18 protein-coding genes are annotated in these 24,247 nt (G+C 72.0%); 8 read left to right on the top strand and 10 right to left on the bottom strand.

The window, feature by feature from the left end:
• Positions 1-162: 162 nt before the first annotated feature.
• Together AB0B76_RS35580 and fucP are read right to left on the bottom strand one after the other, a co-directional pair.
• A complete protein-coding gene (locus tag AB0B76_RS35580) occupies positions 163-1,449 on the bottom strand; it encodes an ABC transporter substrate-binding protein (protein WP_360383704.1) in 1,287 nt (428 codons plus the stop codon).
• Positions 1,446-2,819 (bottom strand): L-fucose:H+ symporter permease, encoded by a 1,374-nt coding sequence (fucP, locus tag AB0B76_RS35575; protein WP_360383701.1) that lies wholly within the window; start codon positions 2,817-2,819, stop codon positions 1,446-1,448. Before fucP ends, AB0B76_RS35580 begins: the two co-directional genes overlap by 4 nt.
• A gap of 462 nt (positions 2,820-3,281) precedes the next feature.
• Between fucP and AB0B76_RS35570 the strand changes: the two genes are divergently transcribed.
• On the top strand, positions 3,282-3,569 hold the full coding sequence (locus tag AB0B76_RS35570) for a hypothetical protein (RefSeq protein WP_360383698.1): 288 nt from the start codon (positions 3,282-3,284) through the stop codon (positions 3,567-3,569).
• Positions 3,570-3,766: 197 nt separating this feature from the next.
• Here AB0B76_RS35570 and AB0B76_RS35565 read toward each other — a convergent pair whose 3' ends face one another.
• Together AB0B76_RS35565 and AB0B76_RS35560 are read right to left on the bottom strand one after the other, a co-directional pair.
• Positions 3,767-4,156 (bottom strand): hypothetical protein, encoded by a 390-nt coding sequence (locus tag AB0B76_RS35565; protein WP_360383695.1) that lies wholly within the window; start codon positions 4,154-4,156, stop codon positions 3,767-3,769.
• Positions 4,157-4,427: 271 nt separating this feature from the next.
• Positions 4,428-5,612 (bottom strand): TetR family transcriptional regulator, encoded by a 1,185-nt coding sequence (locus tag AB0B76_RS35560; protein ID WP_360383692.1) that lies wholly within the window; start codon positions 5,610-5,612, stop codon positions 4,428-4,430.
• 120 nt (positions 5,613-5,732) lie between these two features.
• Between AB0B76_RS35560 and AB0B76_RS35555 the strand changes: the two genes are divergently transcribed.
• Positions 5,733-6,947, top strand: coding sequence for an acetyl-CoA C-acetyltransferase (locus AB0B76_RS35555; RefSeq protein WP_360383689.1), 1,215 nt, complete (start codon positions 5,733-5,735; stop codon positions 6,945-6,947).
• A gap of 15 nt (positions 6,948-6,962) precedes the next feature.
• Positions 6,963-9,050, top strand: coding sequence for a 3-hydroxyacyl-CoA dehydrogenase NAD-binding domain-containing protein (locus tag AB0B76_RS35550; RefSeq protein WP_360383686.1), 2,088 nt, complete (start codon positions 6,963-6,965; stop codon positions 9,048-9,050).
• A 1-nt stretch (position 9,051) separates the two neighbouring features.
• On the opposite strand, the gene AB0B76_RS35545 is transcribed toward AB0B76_RS35550, so the two are convergent.
• Complete coding sequence (locus AB0B76_RS35545) at positions 9,052-10,203, bottom strand: acyl-CoA dehydrogenase family protein (protein WP_360383683.1); 1,152 nt, start codon at positions 10,201-10,203, stop codon at positions 9,052-9,054.
• 75 nt (positions 10,204-10,278) lie between these two features.
• On the opposite strand from AB0B76_RS35545, the gene AB0B76_RS35540 reads away from it, so the two are divergent.
• Positions 10,279-11,700 (top strand): aldehyde dehydrogenase family protein, encoded by a 1,422-nt coding sequence (locus tag AB0B76_RS35540; RefSeq protein WP_360383680.1) that lies wholly within the window; start codon positions 10,279-10,281, stop codon positions 11,698-11,700.
• Between the two features lies 1 nt (position 11,701).
• Here the strand turns inward: AB0B76_RS35540 and AB0B76_RS35535 are convergent, their stop codons facing one another.
• Positions 11,702-12,364 carry a GntR family transcriptional regulator gene (locus tag AB0B76_RS35535; protein WP_360383678.1) on the bottom strand — a complete coding sequence of 221 codons (663 nt, stop codon included), beginning with the start codon at positions 12,362-12,364 and terminating at the stop codon, positions 11,702-11,704.
• A 16-nt stretch (positions 12,365-12,380) separates the two neighbouring features.
• Here AB0B76_RS35535 and AB0B76_RS35530 point away from each other — a divergent pair, with 16 nt between their 5' ends.
• From AB0B76_RS35530 to AB0B76_RS35520, 3 genes are all read left to right on the top strand, one after another.
• Positions 12,381-13,169, top strand: coding sequence for an enoyl-CoA hydratase-related protein (locus AB0B76_RS35530; RefSeq protein ID WP_360383675.1), 789 nt, complete (start codon positions 12,381-12,383; stop codon positions 13,167-13,169).
• Positions 13,166-14,317: a CaiB/BaiF CoA-transferase family protein gene (locus AB0B76_RS35525; RefSeq protein ID WP_360383673.1), complete on the top strand. Its 1,152-nt coding sequence runs from the start codon at positions 13,166-13,168 to the stop codon at positions 14,315-14,317. The genes AB0B76_RS35530 and AB0B76_RS35525 overlap by 4 nt, the downstream gene beginning before the upstream one ends.
• Positions 14,318-14,481: 164 nt before the next feature.
• Positions 14,482-15,615 (top strand): acyl-CoA dehydrogenase family protein, encoded by a 1,134-nt coding sequence (locus tag AB0B76_RS35520; protein ID WP_360383745.1) that lies wholly within the window; start codon positions 14,482-14,484, stop codon positions 15,613-15,615.
• Here the strand turns inward: AB0B76_RS35520 and AB0B76_RS35515 are convergent.
• The 3 genes from AB0B76_RS35515 to AB0B76_RS35505 all read right to left on the bottom strand — a co-directional run bounded on the left by AB0B76_RS35515 (position 15,601) and on the right by AB0B76_RS35505 (position 18,554).
• Complete coding sequence (locus AB0B76_RS35515) at positions 15,601-16,245, bottom strand: helix-turn-helix domain-containing protein (RefSeq protein WP_360383671.1); 645 nt, start codon at positions 16,243-16,245, stop codon at positions 15,601-15,603. The two genes, AB0B76_RS35520 and AB0B76_RS35515, sit on opposite strands and share 15 nt — an antisense overlap.
• Before the next feature lie 37 nt (positions 16,246-16,282).
• A complete protein-coding gene (locus AB0B76_RS35510; RefSeq protein ID WP_360383668.1) occupies positions 16,283-18,136 on the bottom strand; it encodes an AMP-binding protein in 1,854 nt (617 codons plus the stop codon).
• 196 nt (positions 18,137-18,332) lie between these two features.
• Positions 18,333-18,554: a hypothetical protein gene (locus AB0B76_RS35505; RefSeq protein WP_360383666.1), complete on the bottom strand. Its 222-nt coding sequence runs from the start codon at positions 18,552-18,554 to the stop codon at positions 18,333-18,335.
• A 42-nt stretch (positions 18,555-18,596) separates the two neighbouring features.
• On the opposite strand from AB0B76_RS35505, the gene AB0B76_RS35500 reads away from it, so the two are divergent.
• Positions 18,597-20,117 (top strand): PucR family transcriptional regulator ligand-binding domain-containing protein, encoded by a 1,521-nt coding sequence (locus AB0B76_RS35500; RefSeq protein WP_360383663.1) that lies wholly within the window; start codon positions 18,597-18,599, stop codon positions 20,115-20,117.
• 19 nt (positions 20,118-20,136) lie between these two features.
• On the opposite strand, the gene AB0B76_RS35495 is transcribed toward AB0B76_RS35500, so the two are convergent.
• On the bottom strand, positions 20,137-24,225 hold the full coding sequence (locus tag AB0B76_RS35495) for a hypothetical protein (RefSeq protein ID WP_360383661.1): 4,089 nt from the start codon (positions 24,223-24,225) through the stop codon (positions 20,137-20,139).
• Between the last annotated feature and the right edge of the window lie 22 nt (positions 24,226-24,247).

Genomic DNA, 24,247 nt, shown 5'->3' with positions numbered 1-24,247 from the left:
CCGAAGTCCGTGGCGCGTTTCCGGCCTAAAGGGATCACCTCACCTGATGCGCTGCAAATCCGGCGCCATCTCCGCCCGCATCGGAGACACTGCCAGAGGCCTGACTGCCGCGGCACGCAGACCGTGCTCCGCGCCCGTGAGCGACAACGCCTGACCCCTGCGTCAGCGTGGCGGGATCTTGTCCTTGGTGACCGCGTCTTCGAGATCGCGGGCGAAGGCGTCCGGATCGCGGGTGCGCACGTAGGTCGACACGGCGTCGTAGAAGCCCTCCTGGAACTGTGGGCTCATGGCCTCGCCGTGGGCGACCGAAAGCAGCACCGATGAGCCCCAGAGGCTCTTCGAGGCATCCCGCTGGTAGGCGGACAGGGACGAAATATCGATGTTCCGGAGCACCGGTACCGACCCCTTCGCCTTGCTGAACGGAATCTGGGTCGATGGCTTGCTGATGTCACTGAGGAAGGCAAGGGCGTTCTTGGCGTTCTTGGCCCTGGTCGCGGCCACGAAGACGTCGACAACCGCGAGGAAGCTGTCGCCGGTGCCGGGAAACGCCACAGCTCCGAAGTCCTTGCCCTCCTGTGCGCCGTCGGCGACCATCTCGCCATACGCTGAGTCGTTCAGGGACTCGAAGGCGCAACCACCGGTGGTGAGCTTCTTTGTCGCCGCGTCCCAGGTCAACGTGCCGGCCTCGGGATCGGCGTAGGCGAGGACGTCGCCGAAGACCCGCAGCGCCGTCCGCACCTGCGGGCTGCGCCAGTTGAGGCGGTCGCCGGCCATGTCCTGCCAGCCCTTCACCCCGATTGTGCCAAGTAGCACGTTCTCGAACAGCTCGACGGTGGTGAACGGGTCCTTGCCGCCGAGACACAAGGGGGTGGCCCCGGACGCCTTGACCTTCTGCAGGCCGTCCAGGAAGGCGGCGAGGGAGTAGCCGCTGGAGGGCAGCGTGACGCCGGCGCGGTGGAGCAGCTCGGTGTTGAACCACAGCATGTTGCTGCGATGGGCACCCGTCGGCACCCCGTACGGCTTGCCGTCGTACATGAGCGAACGCAGGATGGTCGGCTGCATCGTCGCGCGCAGGTCACCGTCGGTGAAGACTGACGCGACGTCACGAATGACGCCGCGGTCGGCATAGCCTTGCACGGACTTGCCCGCGAAGGTCTGCCAGACGTCAGGTGGGTTGCCATGCTGCAGCCGTTTGGCCAGCGCCACGACCGCCTGTGACCCGGCGCCGCCGGCGACCGCGGCGTTGACGACGTCGACATCCGGATTCGTCTGGTGCATGGCGGACAAGAGGACGTTCAGCGCGGCGGCCTCCGACCTGGAGGTCCACCACGACACGACCTCAAGCTGCCTGGTGTCCGCCGTGGCGCTCGTCGGCTTCTGCGCGCCGCAGCCGGCCACGGCGAGCGCCATGACCGCGACTGCCGCGACCGCCCGGCGCCGGCGGTTCATGCCGTGCTCCCGGTGACGGTGCTCGGCCCGGCGTCCCCGGGCAGGCCCGGCTCGGTGCTCCCGCGGACGGACCCGGGCGCGGCCCTGAGGTCGTAGAGGGCGTAGAGCCCGACGACGGCGAAGCAGGCGGCTGGGACGACAAAGGAGATCGCCGCGCTCGTCTGGTCCACGAGCTTGCCCTGTACCAGCGGCATGATCGCGCCGCCCACGATGGCCATCACGAGGCCGGCGGCGCCGAACTTGGTCGCCGGCCCGAGCCCTTCGAGGGCAACGCCGTAGATTGTCGGGAACATGAGTGACAGACAGAAGGACAGGGCGACCACGGCGAGGACCCCGGCAAGGTTGGGACTCAATATCGCGAACACGCAGAGCGCCACCGCCAGCGAGGCCAGCACGGCGAGCACCTTGGTGGCGCGCACGCGACCGATCACCCACGTCATCAGGAAGCGTGATCCGAGGAAGACGAGCAAGCTGAGCTGAAGGTAGGCGCCGCCCTTCTGCAGGCTGCCGCCCAGTGCCTGCTGTACATACTGGATCAGGAACGTCCAGGTGCACACCTGAGCCGCGACGTTCGCAAACTGGGCGATCACCCCGAAGCGGTACCGCTTGCTGCGCCACAGCACGCCGAACAGGTGGCCGGTGCCGCCGGCGTGCGGGCCGGTATCGGGGAACTCCTCGACGATCGGCGGCGCCTTCTGAATCGCGATGGTGACGGCGATGAGTAGTAGGAGGAAGGCCAGCCCCAGGTAAGGGCCCATCACGGCGCCGAGCTCGCCCGCGCGGATGGCGTGCAGCTGGGCCGGGCTCAGCGACGAGATGTCGACCGGTTCCGCGAGTTTGGGCAGGATGAGCGTCGAAGCCAGCAGGACCCCGATGTTCGTTCCCAGCGGATTGAACGCCTGGGCGAAGTTCAATCGCCGGGTCGCCGTCTCTTCCGGGCCGAGCGACATGACGTACGGGTTCGCGGAGGTCTCCAGGATCGAGCAGCCGGCGGCCATCGCAAACAGGGCCAGCAGGAACGCCTCGTACGTCATGATCTTGCTTGCCGGATAGAAGAGGAAGGCGCCCAGCGCCGCCAGCCCCAGTCCGGTGAGGATTCCCGTCTTGTAGCCGAAGCGCTGGTTGAGAAAGGCCGCCGGGAGCGCTAGCAGGAAGTATGCGCCGAAGTACGCCAACTGGACGAGCGACGCCTGGAAGGTGCTCATCTCGAAGATGCGCTTGAAGCCCGCCACCATCGGCGTGGTCAGGTCCTGCGCGATGCCCCAAGCGGTGAAACAGCCGACCAGAGCAATGAAGAGCAGTAGCATCCCGCGGCCGAGCAATGGCCGCTGCGGTCCCCGCTCGTCTTCATCCGCTAATGGCGGCGCCATGCTGACCGTCGGCACTCCTTCCGTGAATCGCGCGTACCGGCGTCTGGTCGGTGACCTGGTGCAGCGGACTCGCAGGGCGGATCGATGGAAGCCCCGTGATCGAGACGGGCGCTGTCGGTAACGTCGTCTCCGGCCGTCATCGCCCGAGCCGACCGGCGAACGCTTCCCATCCCGACGCGCCATAAACCGGATCGCCTCGGCGGAGGCGTCCAGCAGGTCGATCGGGCGAATGAAAGATCAAATCACCCACCCGCGGATGAAGCACGTTGACTTCGAGAATTCGCAGACAGTAGTCGGCCACCGGGTCGGCGGCCAGAATTCTCCGGACGATCTCGACGAGTTCGTCGCGGGTGACATCGGACGACGACGCCGGTACAGAACCCCTTCGCGATGCACAGATACGTCGGGCCGGTCCAGCTGCCCGACATCGGTAACGGCTACTTTCTCGATACGGTCGAAGGCATGGTGACGAAGGGTGACAGCCGGCACCGTGCGGATCAGATCGGCGAGCCGTTCGCCGAGAACATCGACGTGGTTGTGTTCGGCAGCAACGGCGGCGGTGACCTCTACGCGACCAGGGTCACCGCCGGCCAGGTCTTCAGGCTCCGGGGTGCCAGCTACATCAGCGGCGTCTACGACGGGACCGACAACGGCATCACATCGGTCGGCGCGGACCTAGGCGAATTCCTCGAACGGTTCCTCAGCACCGTGAACGCCTTCGCCACGAACGGCGCCATCACCGATCCCTGACCGATTCATCGACCCATCAGGCATCCCGAATGAGGACAGCGTGAGGTCCTGGATCACCGGCAGGAGCTCTTCGCCCGCGACTATCCGCTCGAAGTCCAGCTCGAACGAGCGGATCGCTTGTGGAAGTCGAGCGGTACTCGGTGGACGGCGTGGTGTTCGCCGACCTGTCCCGCGACGTACGGACGTAGCGAACCGCGTCATCCGCGGCCATCGAGCCGTCCATGCTCGGCAAAGACCTTGTGGACCTCCTCGGCCCAGAACGTGAACGGTTCCGTGAACCGGTACCCGAGGTCGCGGGCCGAGGTGAAGAACGCCGAACTGGGCTCGCGATCGCCGTACCTGACCGTCACGATGGACGTCAGCGCCGGCCCGCCGGTGGCGTACTCGTCCTCGAACACCGCTCCGAGCAGGTCGTTCATCAGCGACGACTCCGGGTCGAGGCTGATGACGTCGACCTGTGCGGCGATCTGCGCGTGCCACGTCATCGCGCGTTCGTACGCCGCGTGCAGTATCACGCCGCGGACCTGCTGCTTGGCGGTGGCCCAAGTGTCTTCGGTGAGTCCGTACTGCGCGGCGGTACGCCTCACGCATGCCATCCCAACTGAACTGCACGGAGTCGATGTCGGCGACGCCACTCCTGGACAGCTTGAGTGTGCGCTACTGAAGCCGCGTAGGGAACCTCCGTTCCGCCAGGATGACCGGTCACCGGTCGCGGTTGAACCCGTGCCGGGTCGCGGTCAGATCGCTTGGGCGAGCTCGGTGAACGCACCGGCGACGAGCCGAGCGAGCGGGGCGTCGACGGCGAGGTAGCCGTGCGCGATAATGGCCCCCCGGTGGCGACGCGGCCGCCCCGCCGCCTCAGGCGCTCAGTGCCGCCAGGGCCAGCCCCGCCGTCTGAGTCTCGTAGCCCGAGGTGCGGTCGAAGCGGCCGAGCCGCCCCACGTCCGTGACGACGTTGAGGGCGGCGTGCACGAGCACCCGCGAGTCGGCCGCCGCCAGTTCCGGGCGCACCGTCCCGGCCAGGCGCACCCACTCCTCGACGTGCAGGCGCTGCGCGCCGCGGAGCTGGTGGCGGTCCTCGTCCGGCAGGTTGTTGTTCTCGGCCAGGTAGACGGCGACCAGGTCGCTCTGGCCGAACGCGAAGGCCACGTACGCCCGCACGACCCGGCGCTGGGCGTCGGCCGGGTCGGTCGCCTCGGCGATCGCCGCTACGGTCGAGCCGGTGAGCCGGTCGGTCGCCCGGTAGTAGGCGGCCGCGAGCAGGTCGGCCTTGCTCGGGAAGTACCGGTACACGCTGGAGGCCTGGATGCCCGCGGCGCGCCCGATGTCCTCGACCGCGACGGCGTGGTAGCCGTGCCGGTGGAACAGGCGGATCGCCTCGATGAGCAGCAGTTCACGGCGCGAGGCGGGGCGGACCGGGGCGGCGGACGGGGCGGCCGGCTCCGAAGGCGAAGGGCGCGGGAGGTCCGGCGGGTCGGCGCGCAGCAGCGCCCAGGCGACCCGCGTGAGCAGGCCCTCGGTGTCGGTGGCGGCGGCGCGGTGGGTGGTCACGCTGCCGAAGGCGCTGAGGGCCGCGTTGGCCAGCAGCCCGCACTGCTCCGGGGTCAGCTCCGGCCGCAGGGCGCGCAGGGGTCCGGCGATGCGGCCGACCAGCGTGGCCAGGCTCGTGCGGAACTCGCGGCGGTGCTCGGCGGTGAGGTAGCGGCCCTCCCACTGGTACAGGCCGGCGACCCGGCGCTTGGCCACCGCGACCGTGGCGATGGCGTGCAGCTGCTCGTCGATGGTGGCCTGCGGATCGGCGGTCGCGGCCAGCAGCGCGCCGACGACGTCGCGCGTGGCGTGCACGAGGATCGCGTACTTGTTCGCGAAGTGCCGGTACACGGCCGGGCCGCTGATGCCGACGACGGCGGCGATCTCGTCGACCGAGACGCGGTGGTAGCCCCGCTCGCAGAACAGCTCGGCGCCGGCCAGCGCGATGCGGTCTTTGCGGTCTTTCGGGCGTTTCGTCGCTGTCGAACCCACCCCGCCGGCTGCTGGTCGCACCCCTACACGTTAGCGCCACCTCGCGGTAAGCCGGCGGCGACCCTGCTTGACAAGCGTTCGCGCGGTCCCGGAAAGTTAGGCGCGATTCGCGTTCGGCCGAGCAGCGAGGAGCATAGGGCCATGACGACCGAGGCGTTCATCTACGAGGCGCTGCGCACGCCGCGCGGCCGGGGAAAACCGACCGGAGCCCTGCACGGGGTGAAGCCGGTTTCGCTCATCGCCGGGCTGATCGGGGAGACGCTGGGGCGGCTGCCCGGCCTCGATCCGGCCCGGATCGACGACGTCGTGCTGGGCGTGGTGTCGCCGCTGGGCGAGCAGGGCGCCGACATCGCCAAGACGGCGGCTCTCGTCGCCGGGCTGCCCGACACCGTGGCCGGGGTACAACTCAATCGTTTCTGCGCTTCCGGCCTGGAGGCCGTGAACCTCGCCGCGCAGAAGGTCCGTTCGGGCTGGGAGGACCTCGTGCTCGCCGGCGGGGTCGAGTCGATGTCGCGGGTGCCGATGGGCTCCGACGGGGGAGCGTGGGCGCTGGACCCCGAGACCAACTACAGCACCGGCTTCGTGCCGCAGGGCATCGGCGCGGACCTCATCGCGACCCTCGACGGCCACGACCGCGAAACGGTGGACGGCTACGCCCTCCAGTCGCAGGCCCGGGCGGCCAAGGCGTGGGCGAACGGCTACTTCGCCCGTTCCGTGGTACCCGTCCGGGACCGCAACGGCCTGGTGGTGCTCGACCGCGACGAGCACATCCGCCCGGACTCGACCACCGAGGGGCTCGCCGCCCTCCCGGCCTCCTTCGCGGCCGTCGGCGAGCTGGGCGGCTTCGACGCGGTGGCGCTGCAGCGGTACCACTGGGTGGAGCGCATCAACCACGTGCACACGGCCGGCAACTCCTCCGGCATCGTCGACGGCGCCGCGCTGGTGGTCGTCGGCAGCGAGGCGGCCGGCGCCGCGGCGGGCCTGACCCCGCGGGCGCGGATCGTGGCGACCGCGGTCAGCGGGGCCGACCCCACCATCATGCTGACCGGGCCCGCGCCCGCCGCCCGCAAGGCGCTGGCCAAGGCCGGGCTCGACGTCGCCGACCTCGACCTGGTCGAGATCAACGAGGCGTTCGCCGCCGTCGTGCTGCGCTTCGTGGCCGACCTGGGCCTGAACCCGGACATCGTCAACGTCAACGGCGGCGCCATCGCGATGGGCCACCCGCTCGGGGCCACCGGGGCCATGATCCTCGGCACGCTCGTCGACGAGCTGGAGCGCCGCGGCGGACGGTACGGGCTCGCCACGCTCTGCGTCGGCGGCGGCATGGGCATCGCGACCGTCGTAGAACGACTCTGAGAGGTGGAGCCAAGCATGGTCGACCCAATCCGGTGGGAGGGCGGGGCCGACGGGATCGTGGTGCTCACCCTCGACCACCCCGGGCGTTCGGCGAACGTCATGAACGCCGAGTTCACCGCCGGCTTCGTGAGCACCGTGGACCGGCTGGAGGCGGAGCGCGACCGGATCGCCGGCGTGATCATCACCTCCGCCAAGAAGACCTTCTTCGCCGGCGGCGACCTCGAGTCCATCCTGCGGCTGGGGCCGGACGACGACGCCGACCCCCGGGTGCTCAAGAACGCGGCGCGGCGGCTGGAGACGCTCGGCCGGCCGGTGGTCGCGGCCGTCAACGGTTCGGCGCTCGGGGGCGGGCTGGAGCTGGCCCTGGCGTGCCACCACCGCATCGCGCTCGACGACCCCGCCATCGAGATCGGGTTCCCCGAGGTCACCCTCGGCCTGCTGCCCGGCTGCGGCGGCGTCGTGCGCAGCGTCCGGCTGCTGGGCATCGCCGACGCGCTCGCCGACTGGCTGCTGCGCGGGCAGCGGCACCGGCCGGCGGACGCGGTGGCCCACGGGCTCGTCGACGAGCTCGCGGCCGACCCGGCGTCCCTGATGGCCGCCGCCCGCGCCTGGATCGCGGCCCACCCGGACGCCGCGCAGCCCTACGACCGCGCGGGGTACCGGATTCCCGGCGGCGCGGCGCTCGCCGCCCAGCTGCCGGCCCTGCCGGCGACGCTGCGCAAGCAGCTCAAGGGCGCGCCCTACCCGGCCCCCCGCAACATCCTCGCCGCCGCCGTCGAGGGCGCCCAGGTCGACCTGGACACCGCCTTCGTGATCGAGGGGCGGTACTTCACCGAGCTGGCCACCGGCCGGATCGCCAAGAACATGATTCAGGCCCTCTTCTTCGACGTGCAGCAGGCCGGCGCGCGGGACCAGGACGACAGCCGTCCGCCGGTGCGACGCGTCGCCGTCGTCGGGGCCGGCATGATGGGCGCCGCCATCGCGTATGTCTGCGCGAAGGCCGGCCTGGACGTCGTGCTCAAGGACGTCACGATCGAGGCCGCGCAGAAGGGCAGGGCGTACGCCGAGGGCCGCCGTCACGACCAGGCGCTGCTGGACCGCATCACGCCGACCGCCGACGTCGCCGACCTCGCCGGCGTCGACCTCGTCATCGAGGCGGTCTTCGAGGACCCGGCGCTCAAGCGGCTGGTGTACGCCGAGATCGAGCAGGTGGCGCCGGACGCGTCAATCGCCTCGAACACCTCCACCCTGCCCATCGGGCTGCTCGCCGAGGGGGTCAGCCGGCCGGAGGACTTCATCGGGCTGCACTTCTTCTCGCCGGTCGACAAGATGCCGCTCGTCGAGGTCGTCCGCGGCGCGCGGACCGGGGACGCGGCGGTGGGGCGCGCGCTCGGCCTCGTCCGCCGCCTGCGCAAGACGCCGATCGTCGTCAACGACAGCCGCGGCTTCTTCACCAGCCGGGTCATCGGGACGTTCACCAACGAGGGCGTGGCGATGCTCGCCGAGGGCGTCCCGGCCGCCTCGATCGAGCAGGCCAGCAGCCAGGCCGGGTACCCCGCGCCGGTCCTCGCGCTGATGGACGAGCTCACGCTCACCCTGCCGCGGCGGATCCGCCAGGAGACGGCCGCGGCGGTCCTCGCCGGCGGCGGCACCTGGGCACCCCACGCCGCCGACGCCGTCATCGACCGGATGATCGATGGGCACGGACGGCCCGGGCGGTCGAGCGGCGCGGGCTTCTACGAGTACGCCGACGGGCGGCGGACCGGGCTCTGGCCGGGGCTGAAGGACGAGTTCGGCGGTACCAACCTCGGGGTGCCCTTCGACGACCTCAAGGAGCGCATGCTCTTCATCGAGGCGATCGAGTCGGTGCGGTGCCTGGAGGAGGGCGTGCTCACGTCGGTCGTGGACGCCAACGTCGGCTCGATCCTCGGCATCGGCTACCCGAGCTGGACCGGCGGCGTGCTGCAGTACATCAACCAGTACGACGGCGGGCTGCCCGGCTTCGTCGCCCGGGCCCGCGCGCTCGCCGAGCGTTACGGCGAGCGCTTCGATCCGCCGGCGCTGCTGTGCGCCAAGGCCGGCAACGGCGAACTGTTCGAGTAGGTCAGCGGAGATCGTCGCTCAGGCCGTAGGTCCGGGCGATGATCTCCCGCTGGATCTCGCTGGTGCCGCCGTACACGGTGGACACGATGGAGGAGCGGACCAGCCGCTCCATGTCGTACTCGGTCGCGTAGCCGTAGCCGCCCATCATCTGCATCGCGTCGAGGGTGACCCGGCGGGCGGTCTCGGTGGCCTTGAGCTTGGCCATGGAGCTCTCCCGGGGCAGCACGGCGCCGGGGGAGCGGTCGAGGTGGGCGGCGGTGGTGTACACCAGCAGCCGGGAGCACTCGATCTCGGTCGCGAGGTCGGCCAGGCGGTGCCGGAGCACCTGGAACGAGCCGATCGGCCGGCGGAACTGGCGCCGGTTCTTGACGTAGCCGACGACGTCGTCGAACGCGCGCTGGGCCGTGCCGAGCATGAGGCTGGCCAGGATGAGCCGCTCGATGTTGAGCCCGGCCATCAGCTGCTTCCAGCCGTGGTCGACCCGGCCGACCACGGCGTCGGCGGGCAGGACGCAGTCGGTGAAGTACAGGTCGTTGACCTCCCGGCCGCCCATGGTGTCGATGCCGGAGACGGTCAGGCCGGGCGCCGAGGCCGGGACCTGGAACATCGTCAGGCCGGCGTGGTCGCCGGCCCGCCCGGAGGTGCGCGCGACGAGCAGGATGTGCTCGGCGAGGTGCGCGTTGGAGCACCAGGTCTTCTGGCCGTTGATGACGAAGGTGTCGCCGCGGCGCTCGGCGCGGCAGCTGAGGTTGGCCACGTCGGAGCCGGCCTCGGGCTCGGACATCGCGATCGCCGCGACGCCGCCGCGGGCGACCCCGTCGATGATGAGCTTCTTCTGCTCCGGCGAGCCGAAGCGCTCGTAGGTGGCCGCGACGATGATCGACGTCGTGAAGCCGCCGATCGGGGCCATCGCCCGGGCGGTCGTCTCCAGGAAGAGGCAGAGCTCGGTGGCTCCGGCGCCGCCTCCGCCGAACTCCTCGGGCAGGGCCAGGCCCAGCCAGCCGAGGTCGGCCATCTTGCGGTACAGCGGCGGGCTGTGCGTCTCCCGCCCGCCGTCGGTGAGCTGCTGCCGCTGCTGCCGGGACCCGGCCTCGCGGCGGCAGAAGTCCTCCACCGCCGAGACCAGAGCCTGCTGTTCTGCGGTCCATTCCACGGCGTTCCTCCAGCGTGACGAGGGGATTGACAGCAAGGCTAAACTATCGAATATCAAATGTCAGGAGGTGGCTCGGTGTCGTCTTCCCTGGTTGAGCTGACCGCGGTCGAGGCCGCGGTGCTCCGGGCGCGCGAGGCCGCGCTCTGGTGGGCCGGCCTGCCGGCGGGGCATCGGCGGCGGCATCTGCTCGCGTTCAAGGCGCTCGTGGCCGGCCGCATCGGCGAGCTCGCCGAGTGCATCCGGGCCGAGACCGGCAAGCCGGTCGCCGGGGCGCAGCTCGAGGTGATGCTCGCCGTCGAGCACCTGGACTGGGCCGCCCGCAACGCCCGGCGGGTGCTGCGGCGGCGGTCGGTGCGCTCCGGGATACTGGCCTTCAACCAGGCCGCCGCGGTGGAGTACGTGCCCTACGGCGTCGTCGGCGTGATCGGGCCGTGGAACTACCCCGTCTACACGCCGATGGGGTCCATCGCGCACGCGCTGGCCGCCGGCAACGCGGTGGTGTTCAAGCCGAGCGAGTACACCCCGGGGGTCGGTGTCTGGCTCGCGACCTGCTGGGCCGAGCTGTTCCCCGACAATCCCGTGCTGCAGGTCGTCGCCGGCGACGGCACCGTCGGGGCCGCGCTCTGCCGCGCGGCCGTCGACAAGATCGCCTTCACCGGCTCGGCCGCCACGGCCCGCGCGGTCATGGCCGCCTGCGCCGAGCGCCTGACCCCGGTCGTGATCGAGGGCGGCGGCAAGGACGCCCTCATCGTGACGGCCGACGCCGACCTGGAGGCGGCCGCCCGGGCGGCGGTGTTCGGCGGCCTGGGCAACGCCGGCCAGACCTGCGCCGGCGTCGAGCGCATCTACGTCGAGCGGCCCGTGTTCGACCCGTTCGTGGCCCGGCTGGCCGAGCTGATGCGCGAGGTCGAGCCGGGGGACGGCCCGGACGCGCCCTACGGCCCGATGGGCACCCCGGCCCAGCCCGCCATCGTGCAACGGCACATCGGCGACGCGATCGAGCGGGGCGGCCGGGCGGTGGTCGGCGGCGTCGACTCGGTGCGCGCGCCGTTCGTCGAGCCGGTGCTGCTGGCCGACGTGCCCGAGGACAGCGCGGCGGTCACCGAGGAGACGTTCGGGCCGGTGATGGTGGTGAACCCGGTGGCCGACGCCGAGGAGGCGGTGCGCCGGGCCAACGCCACCGCCTACGGGCTGTCCGGCTCCATCTTCAGCCGGAGCCGCCGCCGCGGGCTGGCGCTGGCCGGCGGGCTGCGGGCCGGCGCGGTCTCGGTCAACTCGGTGCTCGGCTACGCCGGGGTGCCGGCGCTGCCCTTCGGCGGGGTCGGCGACTCGGGCTTCGGCCGGGTGCACGGCGCCGACGGGCTGCGGGAGTTCAGCCGGCCCCGCTCGGTGACCTGGCAGCGGTTCCGCGCCCCGATCGACGTGATGACGCTGCAGCCCCAGCCGTCAGCCCTGCGACTGGCCCTGAGGATGTTCGCGTGGCGTCATGGCCGGTGACTCACCCGTTCCAGATGCCGAGGCCGTCGAGGTGCTTGACCAGGCGCTCGGCGCCGTCGGTGAAGTGCCGCGCCATGACCGGCCGCACGGCCACCGGGTCGCCGGCCGCGAGCGCGGCCAGCAGCTCCTCGTGGTCGGTGACCATCGCCGCCCGCCATTGGGCGTTGCCGGCATAGAAGCGCGTCGGGGTGTACCGTGTCGCCGCCCGCAGCAGCCACGACAGCTTGCGCGCATCCGCCAGCCGGTTGATGCTGCGGTGGAACTCGAACTCGAGCTGCTCGACCCGGCCGACCTGCCGGGCCTGGGCGGCGCGGCGCAGCTTCTCGTGCTGCGCGCGCAGGTCGTCCAGCTGGGCCGGGCCGATGCCCGCCGCGACCCGCGCGGCCAGCTCGCCGGCGATGTCGCCCTGCACCGCGAAGACGTCGATGATGTCCTGGCGGGACAGCGGGGCGACGACGTGCCCCCGGCGCGGCTGGAGCTCGACCATGTCCTCGGCGCGCAGCATCAGCAGGGCCTCGCGGACCGGGGTGATGCTCAGCCCGGTCTCCTGCGCGACCTGTTCGAGCCGGATCCGCTCGCCCGCGCGCAGCTGCCCCGACATGATCCGGTCCCGCAGCAGGGCCGCCACCGTTTCGGACAGCTGAGGGTGCGACACATCCGTCATCGCTGAAGGATATCAAATGTCACATATCAGATCTGCGACGCTCGGCGGAGTGTGCACGATCCGGTTCGACCGGCCGGAGCGCCGCAACGCCATGACGCTGGACATGTTCCGGGACTACTACGCCGCGCTGCTGGCGGCCGACCGGGACCCGGCGGTCCGGGCGATCGTGGTGACCGGGGCCGGCGACTGGTTCTGCACCGGGGCCGACCCCGAGGCGCTGCCGGCCCTGCTCGACGCGCGGCACCGCGACGAACTGGTACTCCGGCTGGGCTTCGAGCCGCACCTGCCCGCGACGCTGGGCACCCCGATCATCGCGGCGGTCAACGGCGGCGCCGCCGGTCTCGGCCTCGTCCACGCCCTCTACGCCGACGTGCGGTTCCTGGCCGCGGAGTGCCACCTGGCGACCGCGTTCAGCCGGCTCGGCCTGATCGCCGAATACGGCAGCGCCTGGCTGCTCCCCCGGCTGGTGGGCGTGGGCAACGCGCTGGACCTGCTGCTGTCCGGCCGCAAGATCGACCCGGCCGAGGCGCTGCGGATCGGTCTGGTGCACCGGGTCCTCCCTCGCGAGCAGGTGCTGCCCGCGGCCCAAGCCTATGCCACCGACCTGGCCGCGAACTGCTCACCGGCGGCGATGGCGGTGATCCGGCGGCAGGTCTGGGCCGGGCTGGAGACCGGGCTGGACCGGGCGGCCGCCGACGCGAACCGGCTCATGGCCGACTCGCTGGCCGGCCCCGACTTCGGCGAGGCCGTCACCGCCCTGACCCAGGGCCGCGCGCCCCGCTTCGAGGGGCGGGCCGGGGCGTGAGCGGGCCGCTCGCCGGGGTCCGGGTGCTGGAGCTCGCCGGGATCGGGCCGGGCCCGTTCGCCGCGATGCTGCTGGCCGACCTGGGGGCGGACGTCGTCCGCGTCGACCGCCCGGGGCCGGGCTCGACCGGCGACCCGCGCCACGACCTGCTGAACCGGGGCAAGCGCTCGGTCATCGTGGACCTCAAGCACCCCGACGGGGCGGAGGTCGTCCTCGGCCTCGCCGAGCGGGCCGCGATCCTGATCGAGGGCTGGCGCCCCGGCGTCGCGGAACGCCTCGGCATCGGCCCGGAGGCAGCGCTGGCCCGCAACCCGGGCCTGGTCTACGGGCGGATGACCGGCTGGGGGCAGGACGGGCCGCTGGCCCGTGCGGCCGGCCACGACATCGGCTACATCGCCGTCGCCGGGGCCCTGCACCCGATCGGTGCGGGCGGCGGGCCGCCCCAGATCCCGCTCAACCTGGTCGGCGACTTCGGCGGCGGCTCGCTGTACCTGGTCGTCGGCTGCCTCGCCGCGCTGCTCGTGGCCCGCGACACCGGCCGCGGCCAGGTCGTCGACGCCGCCATCGTCGACGGCACGGCCCACCTGACCACGGTGTTCGCCGGCCTGCTCGCGGCCGGGGCCTGGCGGGCCGAGCGCGGCCGCAACCTGCTCGACGGCGGCGCCCCGTTCTACAGCGTGTACGAGACGGCCGACGGTGGCCACATGGCCGTGGGCGCGCTCGAGCCGCAGTTCTACGCCGAACTGCTGCGCCGGCTCGGGCTGGGCGACGCGGACCTGCCGGCTCAGCACGACGCCGCCGGATGGCCGCGGCTGCGGGCCCGGTTCGCGGAGGTCTTCGCCACACGGACGCGGGCCGAGTGGACCGGCGTATTCGAGGGCACCGACGCCTGCGTCGCCCCGGTGCTGTCGCTGGCGGAGGCCCGGGACCACCCGCACCTGGTGGCGCGCGGGACGTACGAGGACCGCGCCGGCGTCCGCCAGCCCGCCGTCGCGCCCCGGTTGTCGCGGACGCCGGGCGTGCCCGGCGCCGAGCCGCCGGTGCCCGGCGCGCACACCGAGACCGTGCTCACCGAATGGGGCTTGGGCGCGCATGTGCCGCGCTGGCTCGGCGGCGCGGCCGTCCGCTCGACCCAGGGAGCACGCTGATGCGGATCGCGACGACACTGGCCTACGCCGCCGACCCCCGGGCCGAGGCGGACGCGGTGGCCGCCTGGGAGCACGACGGCCTCGACGTGGTCCGGGTGCCGGAGGCTTACGGCTTCGACGCGCCGACCATCATGCATCATCGCCGCCGTGAAGGGGATGGCCGGATGAACCGCACGATCCTCACCGCCGACCACCACGCGTTCGCCGACCTGGTGCGGGCCTTCATCGCCAAGGAGATCGCGCCGCACCACGAGCGCTGGGAGGCCGACGGCATCGTCGACCGCGGCGTGTGGCGGGCCGCGGGGGCCGCCGGGCTGCTGGGCTTCTTCGTCGACGAGCGGTACGGCGGCGCCGGCGTGACCGACCGGCGCTTCAACGCCGTGCTCACCGAGGAGCTGGCCCGGGCCGGCGCCAGCGGCCCGGCGTTCGGCCTGCACAACGACATCATCGGGCCGTACCTCACCGACCTGACCGACGACGAGCAGCGGCGGCGGTGGCTGCCCGGGTTCTGCTCCGGCGACATCGTCACCGCGATCGCCATGTCCGAGCCGGGGGCCGGCAGCGACCTGCAGGGCATCACCACCACCGCGGTACGCGACGGCGACAGCTACGTGCTCAACGGGCAGAAGACGTTCATCAGCAACGGCATCCTGGCCGACCTCGTCATCGTCGTCGCCCGCACCGACGCCGCGGCGGGGCACCGGGGCATCAGCCTGCTGGTGGTCGAGCGGGACACGCCGGGCTTCGAGCGCGGGCGCAACCTCGACAAGATCGGCCAGAAGGCGCAGGACACGGCCGAGCTGTTCTTCTCCGACGTGCGCGTGCCGGCGGCCAACCTCCTCGGGGCCGAGGGCGAGGGTTTCGCGTACCTCATGCGGAACCTGCCCTTCGAGCGGCTCTCGATCGCCGTGGGCGCGCTGGCCGGCGCCGAGGCGGTGTTCGAGCAGACGGTCGAGTACTGCAAGCAGCGCCACGCGTTCGGCCGGCCCATCGGCACCTTCCAGCACAACCGGTTCGTGCTCGCCGAGCTGGCCACCGAGCTGCGTCTCGGCCGCGTCTTCGTCGACCAGTGCCTGGTCGGGCCGGAGCTCACCGCGCCGACGGCGGCGATGGCGAAGTGGTGGTGCACCGAGCTGCAGCACCGCACCGTCGACCGGTGCCTGCAGCTGCACGGCGGCTACGGGTACATGCGCGAGTACCCGGTGGCCCGGGCCTACCTGGACGCGCGGGTGCAGACCATCTACGGCGGCACCACGGAGATCATGAAGGAGCTGATCGGCCGGTCACTGGGCCTGTGAGCCGTACTCCAGCATCGGCACGAGGAACTGCCGGGCCACGGCGCGCAGCTGCGCGCCGTTGTCCAGGTCGATGACGTGGCTGGGGGTGACCAGGAACGAGCAGGACAGCCGGGTCATGAGCTCGGCCACCACCTCCACGTCCACCGCGCCGGAGATGTTCCCGGCGCGCTGTTCCTGTCGCAGCTGCCCGGCGACGAAGCGCTGCACCGTGGCCATGGTCCGCCCGCCGTCGCCGATCATCGACGGGACGAGGACGTCGGGCTCGGCGACCATCAGCCCCCCGATCAGCGGGTTGCCGCGGATGGCCTGCAGCGAGCTGACGAAGCCCAGCACCACCCGGTCGGCGACGGTCGCGGCCTGCTGGATGTCGACGAGGAACCGGTCGAAGTAGCGCCGTAACTCGCGCCGGACGACGTGCTCGACCAGCGCGTCCTTGGAGGCGAACCGGCGGTAGGCGGTGATGCGCGAGACGCCGGCCCGCCGGGCCACGTCCTCCATTGTGGACCGGCGGATTCCGATGCGGCAGAACTGCTCGTAGGCGGCGTCGAGCAGCCGGGTGGTGACCTCGTCGCCGTCGTCCGCGCGCTGCAGCGCATCGGTGAACGCGCGCTCCAGAAGAGACGGGGTCATGGTCAACCTCCCGTGGTACGTTGACACTGCTCTCGTATCAGAGTACCAAGGGATCGCCGCCGTAGAGCGCGTCGATGGTCTCGCCGTAGCGCGCGGTGATGATCCGGCGCCGCAGCTTCAGGGTCGGCGTCAGCTCGCCCGTCTCCGGCGTCCAGCTCGACGGCAGGACCCGGAACGTCTTGACCTGCTCGGGGCGGGAGAGCCCGGCGTTGGCGGCGTCGACGGCGGCCTGGATCTCGGCGAGCACCCGTGGGTCGGCGGCCAGTCCGGGCAGCGCGGTCTCGCCGATGCCGTTCGCCTGGGCCCACCTCGGGGCGACCTCGTCGTCCAGGACGATCAGGGCGGTGATGTACGGCCGCCGGTCGCCGACCGCGACCGCCTGGCCGATGAGCGGGTGGGCGCGCAGCCGCTGCTCGATCTGGGCCGGCGACACGTTCTTGCCGCTCGAGGTGATGATGAGCTCCTTCTTGCGGTCGGTAATGGTCAGGAAGCCGTCGGCGTCGACGGTGCCGACGTCGCCCGTGGCCAGCCAGCCCTCCGCGTCGGTGACCGCCTCGACGCCGCCGTCGGCGCGCAGGTAGCCGGAGCAGACGAGGGGCCCCCGCACGAGGATCTCGCCGTCGTCGGCGAGACGGACCTGCATCCCGGGGTTGGGCCGGCCGACCGTGCCGGTGCGGAACCGCTCCGGCGTGTTTATGGTGGCGGTACCGGTGGTCTCGGTCATGCCCCAGACCTCGAGGACGTCGAGCCCCAGCCCGGCGAGGAACCGCAGCACCGCCACCGGGATCGGGGCCGCGCCGCTGCCGGCCCAGGCCATGTTCTGCAGGCCCAGGAGCGCGCGCATCGGCCGCAGGACGGCGGCGTCGGCCCCGGCCAGCCGGGCGGCCAGCTCGCCGGGTACCGGCCGCCCGTCCGCGCGCAGCTCGAAGGCCTCCAGGGCCACGGCGGACGCGGCGTCGTAGGCGGCCCGCGTCGCCGGCTCCGCGGCGGCGAGCTGGGCCTGGACGCCGGCCGCCATCTTCTCCCAGACCCGGGGCACGCCGAAGAACGAGGCGGGCCCGACCGTGCGGAGCGCGGGGACGAGCTGGGCGGCGTCGGGGCAGATCGTCACGTGCCCGGCCCGGTAGACCGCGTTGTAGATGCCCAGCATCCGCTCGGCGATGTGGGCCAGGGGCAGGTAGGCGACCGTCGGGGCGTGGTCGGGCACGGCGACTGTCGCCTCGAGCACCACGGACTGGTAGACGACGTTGTGGTGGCTGAGCACGACGCCCTTGGGGTCGCCGGTGGTGCCGGACGTGTACAGCAGCGTCACCGGCTGTTCGGGCCGGACGGCCCGCCAGGACCGCTCGAAGGCGTCCGGGGCGGCGCGGTGCGCGGCCGCCCCGACGGCCCGGACGTGCTCCAGGGTCACGGTGGCCAGGCTGGCCTCGCCGGCGGCGGGCTCCTCGAGCAGCATGATCCGGCGCAGCTTCGGCAGGTCGGGCAGGATCGGCCGCCAGCGGGCCAGCTCGGCCCGGCCCTCCAGGACCAGGAGCTGGGCGGCGCTGTGCAGCGCGAGGTACCGCAGCTGCTCGGGGCTCAGCGTCGGGTAGACGGTGCTGGGCACCGCGCCGAGGTGGACCGCGGCCAGGTCGACCAGCCAGTGCTCGGGGCGGCTGGACATCATGATCAGCATGCGGCCGCCCGGTTGCAGCCCGATCTCGGCGAGGCCGCGGGACATGTCGGCGACCTCGTGGTGCAGCTCGGCCCAGGTGCGGGTGTCGTCGCGCCCGAGCGTGCTCAGCGCCGGGCGGTCGCCGAACTCGGTGGCGTTGCGGTGCAGCAGGGCGGGGATGGTCAGGTCGGCGGCGGCCTTGGCGCATCGATCGGCGAGGGCGTCGGCAGGATCCACGGAAGCCTCCTCGGGGTGTACCGGCACTGTAAACGACGGCTAACTTTCTGGGAAGGCGCTGCGTTGTCATCGGGGTGATCGACCCGGATGCGCCGGAACCACGGCTAACTATTGAGCGTCGTGAAAGTCCTCTTGTGACCGCCGACACAGTGTGCTCTCGCGGCTGATATAGCGATACAAACTATGTATCACCGTATCACTCGGCGCCGGCATCGACGGCGGACTGCTGACCCGGTCCATCCTCGGCGCGTTCACGCGGTTCCTGTTCGGGGACCGGATCGCGCAGTGGCCAGCTGACCGGCGGCTCGAACACCACCATCTCGACGTACACCCCGATCCGGGCCGCCGCCGGGACATCACCGACGCCGACCTCGACGGCCCTGCGCAACATCTGCCGGTGCGGCACGTAGTCCCGCATCCGCGAGACGATCCGGACGGCGGCGAAGTAGCATCCGCGCTGATGTTCCCGACCGTCCGCGAGGTGCTCGCGCTGGAGCCGGTGCGCAACGGCGCCCCGCGCATCGTGGCGGGCGAGCGCGGGCTCGACCAGGCCGTCCGCTGGGTGCACAGCTCCGAGGTGCCGGACATCGCCACGCTGCTGCGCGGCGGGGAGCTGGTGCTCACGACCGGGATCGGGCTGCCGGCGGACGAGGCCGGGCTGCGGCGGTACATCACCGATCTGGCCGAGGTGGGCGCGTGCGGGCTCGCCGTGGAGCTGGGCCGCCGCTACGCTCAGCGACTGCCCGCGGTCATGGTGCGCACCGCGGACGAGCTCGGCCTGCCGCTGGTCGAGCTGCACCGGGGCACGCCGTTCGTGGCCATCACCGAGGCCGTGCACTCGATGATCATCGACGCCCAGCTGGCCGAGCTGCGCGCCGCCGAGGAGATCCACCAGCGCTTCACGGACCTCTCCGTCGAGGGCGCCGGGCCGGCCGAGGTCGTCGCGCAGGCCGCGGCCCTGGCCGGGGCGCCGGTGGTGCTGGAGAACCTGTCCCGGCAGGTGCTCGCGTACGACGCCGCGGGCGGCTCGGCCGAGCTGCTGCTGGCCAGCTGGGAGGCGCACTCGCGGGCGATCCGGCCGGGCGGGCGCACCGGCTTCGATCCGGGCGCGGGCTGGCTGGTGACCGCGGTCGGCGCCCGCGGGCAGGACTGGGGCCGGTTGCTCATGCGGGTGGGGTCGGCGCAGGCGCGGTACGTCATCCTGATCGAGCGCGCCGCCTCCGCCCTCGCGCTCGGGCGCCTGATCGACCCCGACCCCGAGGGGCCCGGGCGCACCCTGCTCCAGGCGCTGCTCAACCGCTCGATGCCGGTCGAGGAGGTGGCGCTGCGGGCGCGGGCGCTGGGGATCCCGCTGGAGCGCCGCGCCCTGGTCGGCGTCGTGATCCGCCCGGCGCACTTCGCGGCGGTCGAGCGGGCTCTGTCGGAAATATCGGTCAAGAGCCTCGCCGGTACCCTCGACGCGAACTCCACCGGCGTGCTGATCACGCAGGCCACCGAGGACGTGCTGCGCGCCTTCGCCGGCAAGGTGCACAAGACGAACCCGGAGGCGATCGTCGCGGCCGGGGAGATCGTGGACTCGCCCCGGGAGGCCGGCCGGTCGCTGGCCGAGGCCGCGCAGGTCGCCGACGCCGTGCGCCACCCGGCCGGCGGCGTCGTCCGCCTCGCCGACGTGGGCCTGGCCGGCCTGCTGCACATGCTGCGCGACGAGCCGCGGCTGCAGACGTTCGTGGAGCGCGAGCTCGGCCCGCTGCTGGCCTACGACGCTCGCAACCCGCGCGAGCAGCTGCTGGAGGTGCTGCGGGTGTACCTCGAGTGTGGCCGCAACAAGTCCGCGGCGGCCGAGCACAGCCACCTGTCACGCCCGGCGTTCTACGAGCGGCTGGCCCGCATCGGGAAGATCCTCGGGGCCGACCTGGACTCGGTGCCGGCGTGCCTGTCGCTGCACGTGGCCCTGCTGGCCCTGGACGCGCTGCGCAGCTGAAGGCGGCTCACGCCGGTCTTCAGCACGGACCACCTACGGCGTCGTGGCGATACTGCTCCGCCAGGTCGCTCAGGTCCCAGACGCGGACGGTGCTGTCGGCGGCGCTGGTCACGAGGCCGGCATCGTCGGCGGTGAACACCATGCCGGCCACCGGCTCGCCGTGTCCCACCAGCGTCCGCAAGCGTCGCCCGCTGGCCGCGTCCCACAACGCCACGGTCCCGTCGCCGGCGGCCGTCGCGAGCAGCCGCCCGTGCTTGCTGAAGATCGCGTTGTAGTACGTTTTCGACAGCTTGTCGACGACAATTCCGGTGGGGTGGCAACGCGACTGGAGCTGGATGCTGTCCGGTGCCCGGTACGTGACGAACGACTGCCCGTCCGCCGAAAACGTCACCTGTTGTTTGAGGGCACGGATCGGGTTGATAACCGTTACCAGCGTGCGGCCGGTGACGAGGTCGCGCACCCGGATCCGGCCGTCGCGCCCCTCGTCCGCCATCAGATATCCGTTCGGCCCGTACACCGGCGTGTTGGTCGCCGAGTAACTCTCCATCTCCACGGGCTGTCGCAGCCATCTGTTCCAGAGAAAAAGCCGGTCCGGATCGGCCTGACTCTGCAGGATGGGGTTGGCGGCGGAGAACCGGGTGTTGGGCAGACGGTAATTGCCGGTGATCTCCGCCAGTTTCGCGCCGGTCCGGCCGTCGAGGAGTTGATATCGCTCCTCCGCCTCCGGCGGCCCGATCCGCGAGGGAAGGACCAGAATGGTCGATGAATCTTCACTGACGTCGACGTTGCCGGGCGAAATGTCGGCGACCTTCCTGACCTCGTCGAGATTCCAGACCTCGACCGCATCGAGACGTTGCGACTTGTACACGATCAGCATCGAGCCCTCCGCGCTGGCCTCGAATCCTGACGTCTCTTGAATCGTCGCTCCGCTGCTGTCGCGAAACGCCAGGGAGGGGGCCGGGGCGTTGTCGCCGTGCGAACAGAGTACAAGCTTCTGCGGGCCTACCAATTGGGCGTCGTTGCAGTCGAGCCGAGCGCCGCGGTCCTTCGCTGTCGTGTCGTACAACCAGAATTCTCTGGAGTTGCCGACGGATTTCGGTGCCAGTACCTTGCGGCCGTCCGCCGAGAATCGGTTGTGGAAGTCCCAGAAAATCGGCATCGGCCAACTGTCCAATGGATCTCCGGGGGTCGCGGCCGACCACAGTTGCAGCACGTTCTTGTTGTCGCGCGTCAGCACGCTGGCCAGATCCGGGCTCGGCGCCAGATCCGTGACGCCGGCCGCGCGGGTGAAGCTGAGCACGACCGCACCGCCGTACCACAGCCAGCCGCCGATGAAGCGGCCGTCGGTCTCGCGGGTCTCCACATATGCGGCGTCGCCGGTGCTGTTGAACGAAATGAAGGTGTGCTCGACCGAGGGCGACTGGATGGTGGCCAAGGGTTTCGTCGCGTGCCGATCCCGCAGGCTCCACAGGCGGACGGCGTCGTCGGACGTCTCCGGTGTCCGCGCGCCCGCCAGCACGGCCACGACGTCGCCGCCGGGTGCGAAGGCGACCCACCGGATGCCACCGGCGTTGCCGGGCAACGTGGCGATCTCGCGGCGGCCGCCGACGTCGTAGACATGCACCGTCGAGCTGCGGTTGGCGAAGGCGGCCACCAGCGCTCCGGACTTTTCGGGGTACAGCAGCGCCGCGCCCTCCCCGTATCCGGTCGTGAACCGCGCTACCGAGGCGTCCTCGGGTACCGCGAGGAGACCGGCAACGGCCGTGACGACCACGAGGGCGGTGGCGGCGGCCAGGGCCGCCCGGCCGCGGCGCCAGAGGCTGGGCGTCGCGGCGGGGTCACGATCGGCGGGGTCGCGCAGATCCTGCCGCGTGGCCAGCTGTTCCTGCAGCCAGATGTGCCGGAACTGGTACACGCCCCCGCGCTGGCGGAGGATTTCGCGCTGGCGCGCGTCGGCCAGGAAGCCCAGGAGGTCGCTCGGCAGATGGCCGCGGGCGGCCAGCCAGGTGTGGGTCAGCACGAAGCGCGGCCAGGCCCGGGTCAGCAACATGATCAGGGCGATCAGGGCCGCGGGTAACAGCACCGCGGCGCCGAACGTGATGGCGGGGTTGGGAAATCGCAGGTCGGTCAGGTCGCGGTAGCGCGCTCGGAACAGCTCCCACACGGCGACCCGGCCGGGCCAGTCCGACCAGTTCGAGGCGGTCTGGAACAGCAACGAGCCGATTCCCGAGCCGATCGCCGCGGCCGGCAGGCCGAACAGGCCGATCACCGCCACGACGGCCGTGGCCCCCCACCAGGACAGGGCGCGGTCCTGGTCCATCTGCTCCTGGGGGCCGGTGCTGGCCGAGTGGACGGGTGGGGCCTCGAGCCAGCCGTGCACCGCCAGGGCGCCCCCGACGCAGGTCGCGAGGGCGATCGCCGCGCCGGCGAACTCGGCGTATGTGTCGATGGCGTCGATGGACCAGCCGACGCCGAGTGAGATCGCCGCCGCCATGAACAGCAGGACGGGACCGGCCGGGATCGCGACGGCGGCGACCCCGATGCGGAAGCCGGACCGCAGGCGGGCACCCGTGTCCCGGGTGGCGAGCGAGAGGCGGCCCGGCGGCCGACCGGCCGCGGCGTACCACGTGACGGTCACGATGGCGCCGAACCCGGCGGAGATCATCGAGCCGTACCACATCGTGGTGTTCAACCCGATTGCCCCGGACGGATCGAACCTGGCGACCCAGGCCGAGATCACGATCAGCACGGCGGCTCCGGAGGCCACGCCGATCGCCGGTGCCCACCAGCGGGAGAGCAGGCGCTGGCTGAGCATCCACCAGGCGAGGTCGCGTTCGTGGTTGCGGTGCAGGTACACGGCCAGATACGTGAGCCACCGCCGCGCATCGGCCGCGTTCCACGTCGGGTGGTCCGGACCGTCGGGGCCGGTCGTCGGTGCGTACGCGGCGTCGACGACCTTGTCGGCGAGATGGTCCTCGACGGCGTGCCGGCTGCCGAACCGATCCCGGTCCAGGAGCTCGGCCGGGGCGTCGGGCAGCCGCTGGTACACGATCCGGGCGAACGACACCATGAGGGGAGTGGTAAGCGCGGCCGGGACCGGCGCGGTGCGGTCGCGGCGGAGTTCGGCGAAGACGGGCGCCCAGTCGGTGCCGTGGGGCCAGTCGATGCCGGCGAAGTGGGCGATCAGGTCCTCGGCGGCGACCGGGGCCACCTCCACCGTGGGGGCGCGGCGCAGCACGGGCGCGCCGCCGGTGATCAGGTCCTCGTACTCGCGGGCCCGGCACGTGAGGACGACCGGCCGATGCGATCCGGTGGCCCGGGTGACGTGCTCGACGGCCGTGCGCCGGGCGGACTCGAGGATCTCGTCGAGACCGTCGATGATCGGCAGCAGCAGGCCGTGCCGCAGGAGCCGATCCGGTACGTCCGACTGTCCCTGGTAGTAGGACCGTGCGACCGTCTGCACGATCCACTCGTCGAGCCCGCCGGCCGTCGGGTCCCAGGACGCCGCGCTGAGCAGGACCGGGACGGCCGCGCCGGGCGCGCGGTCGGCCAGCAGGCCGATGGTCAGGAGGATGGCCAGCACGCTTTTGCCCGACCCGGGCTCGCCGAGCATGACGAGGCGCCCGCTGGGAATCTTGCGGTACTCCGCCGCGATGTGGCTGGTCGCCTCATCCAGCTCGCCGTCGACCCCGCCCTGCAGCCGGAGCCGGACGGGGCCGGTGACGGGGCCGGCGATGACCTCGGCCGGGTCGTCGGTCACCGGGCGCTCGGTCGCCGACCACGTCAGCGGCAGCACGCCCGGATCGCGCAGGCGGCGGGCATGGGCCTCCTCGACCCACTGGTCGTACAGCGTCCGAGCCAGGTCGTCGGCCTGCTCGGCGGCGGCCGGCTCCGCAGCGGGCGGCTCCGCCAGCCACTTGACGATGTCGAGGACGAGCGTCCCGACTCCGGCGAGCGTGGCGATGAACCCCGACACGGCGGCGCCGCCGGTGAAGCCGTTCAGGAAGGTCCAGGCCAGCATCGCACCCGAGACCGCCAGCACCGCGGCCAGAGCCAGCCGCAGCAGGGCTCGCCATCGATGCGGTCGTTGTCGGGTCGGCGCAGTCACGGGCGTGATTATCGCCGCTGGT

The sequence above is a fragment of the Dactylosporangium sp. NPDC049140 genome, assembly GCF_040648435.1.
Note: the sequence above shows the minus strand (reverse complement) of the source record. Positions and strands in the feature narration are given on the sequence as shown.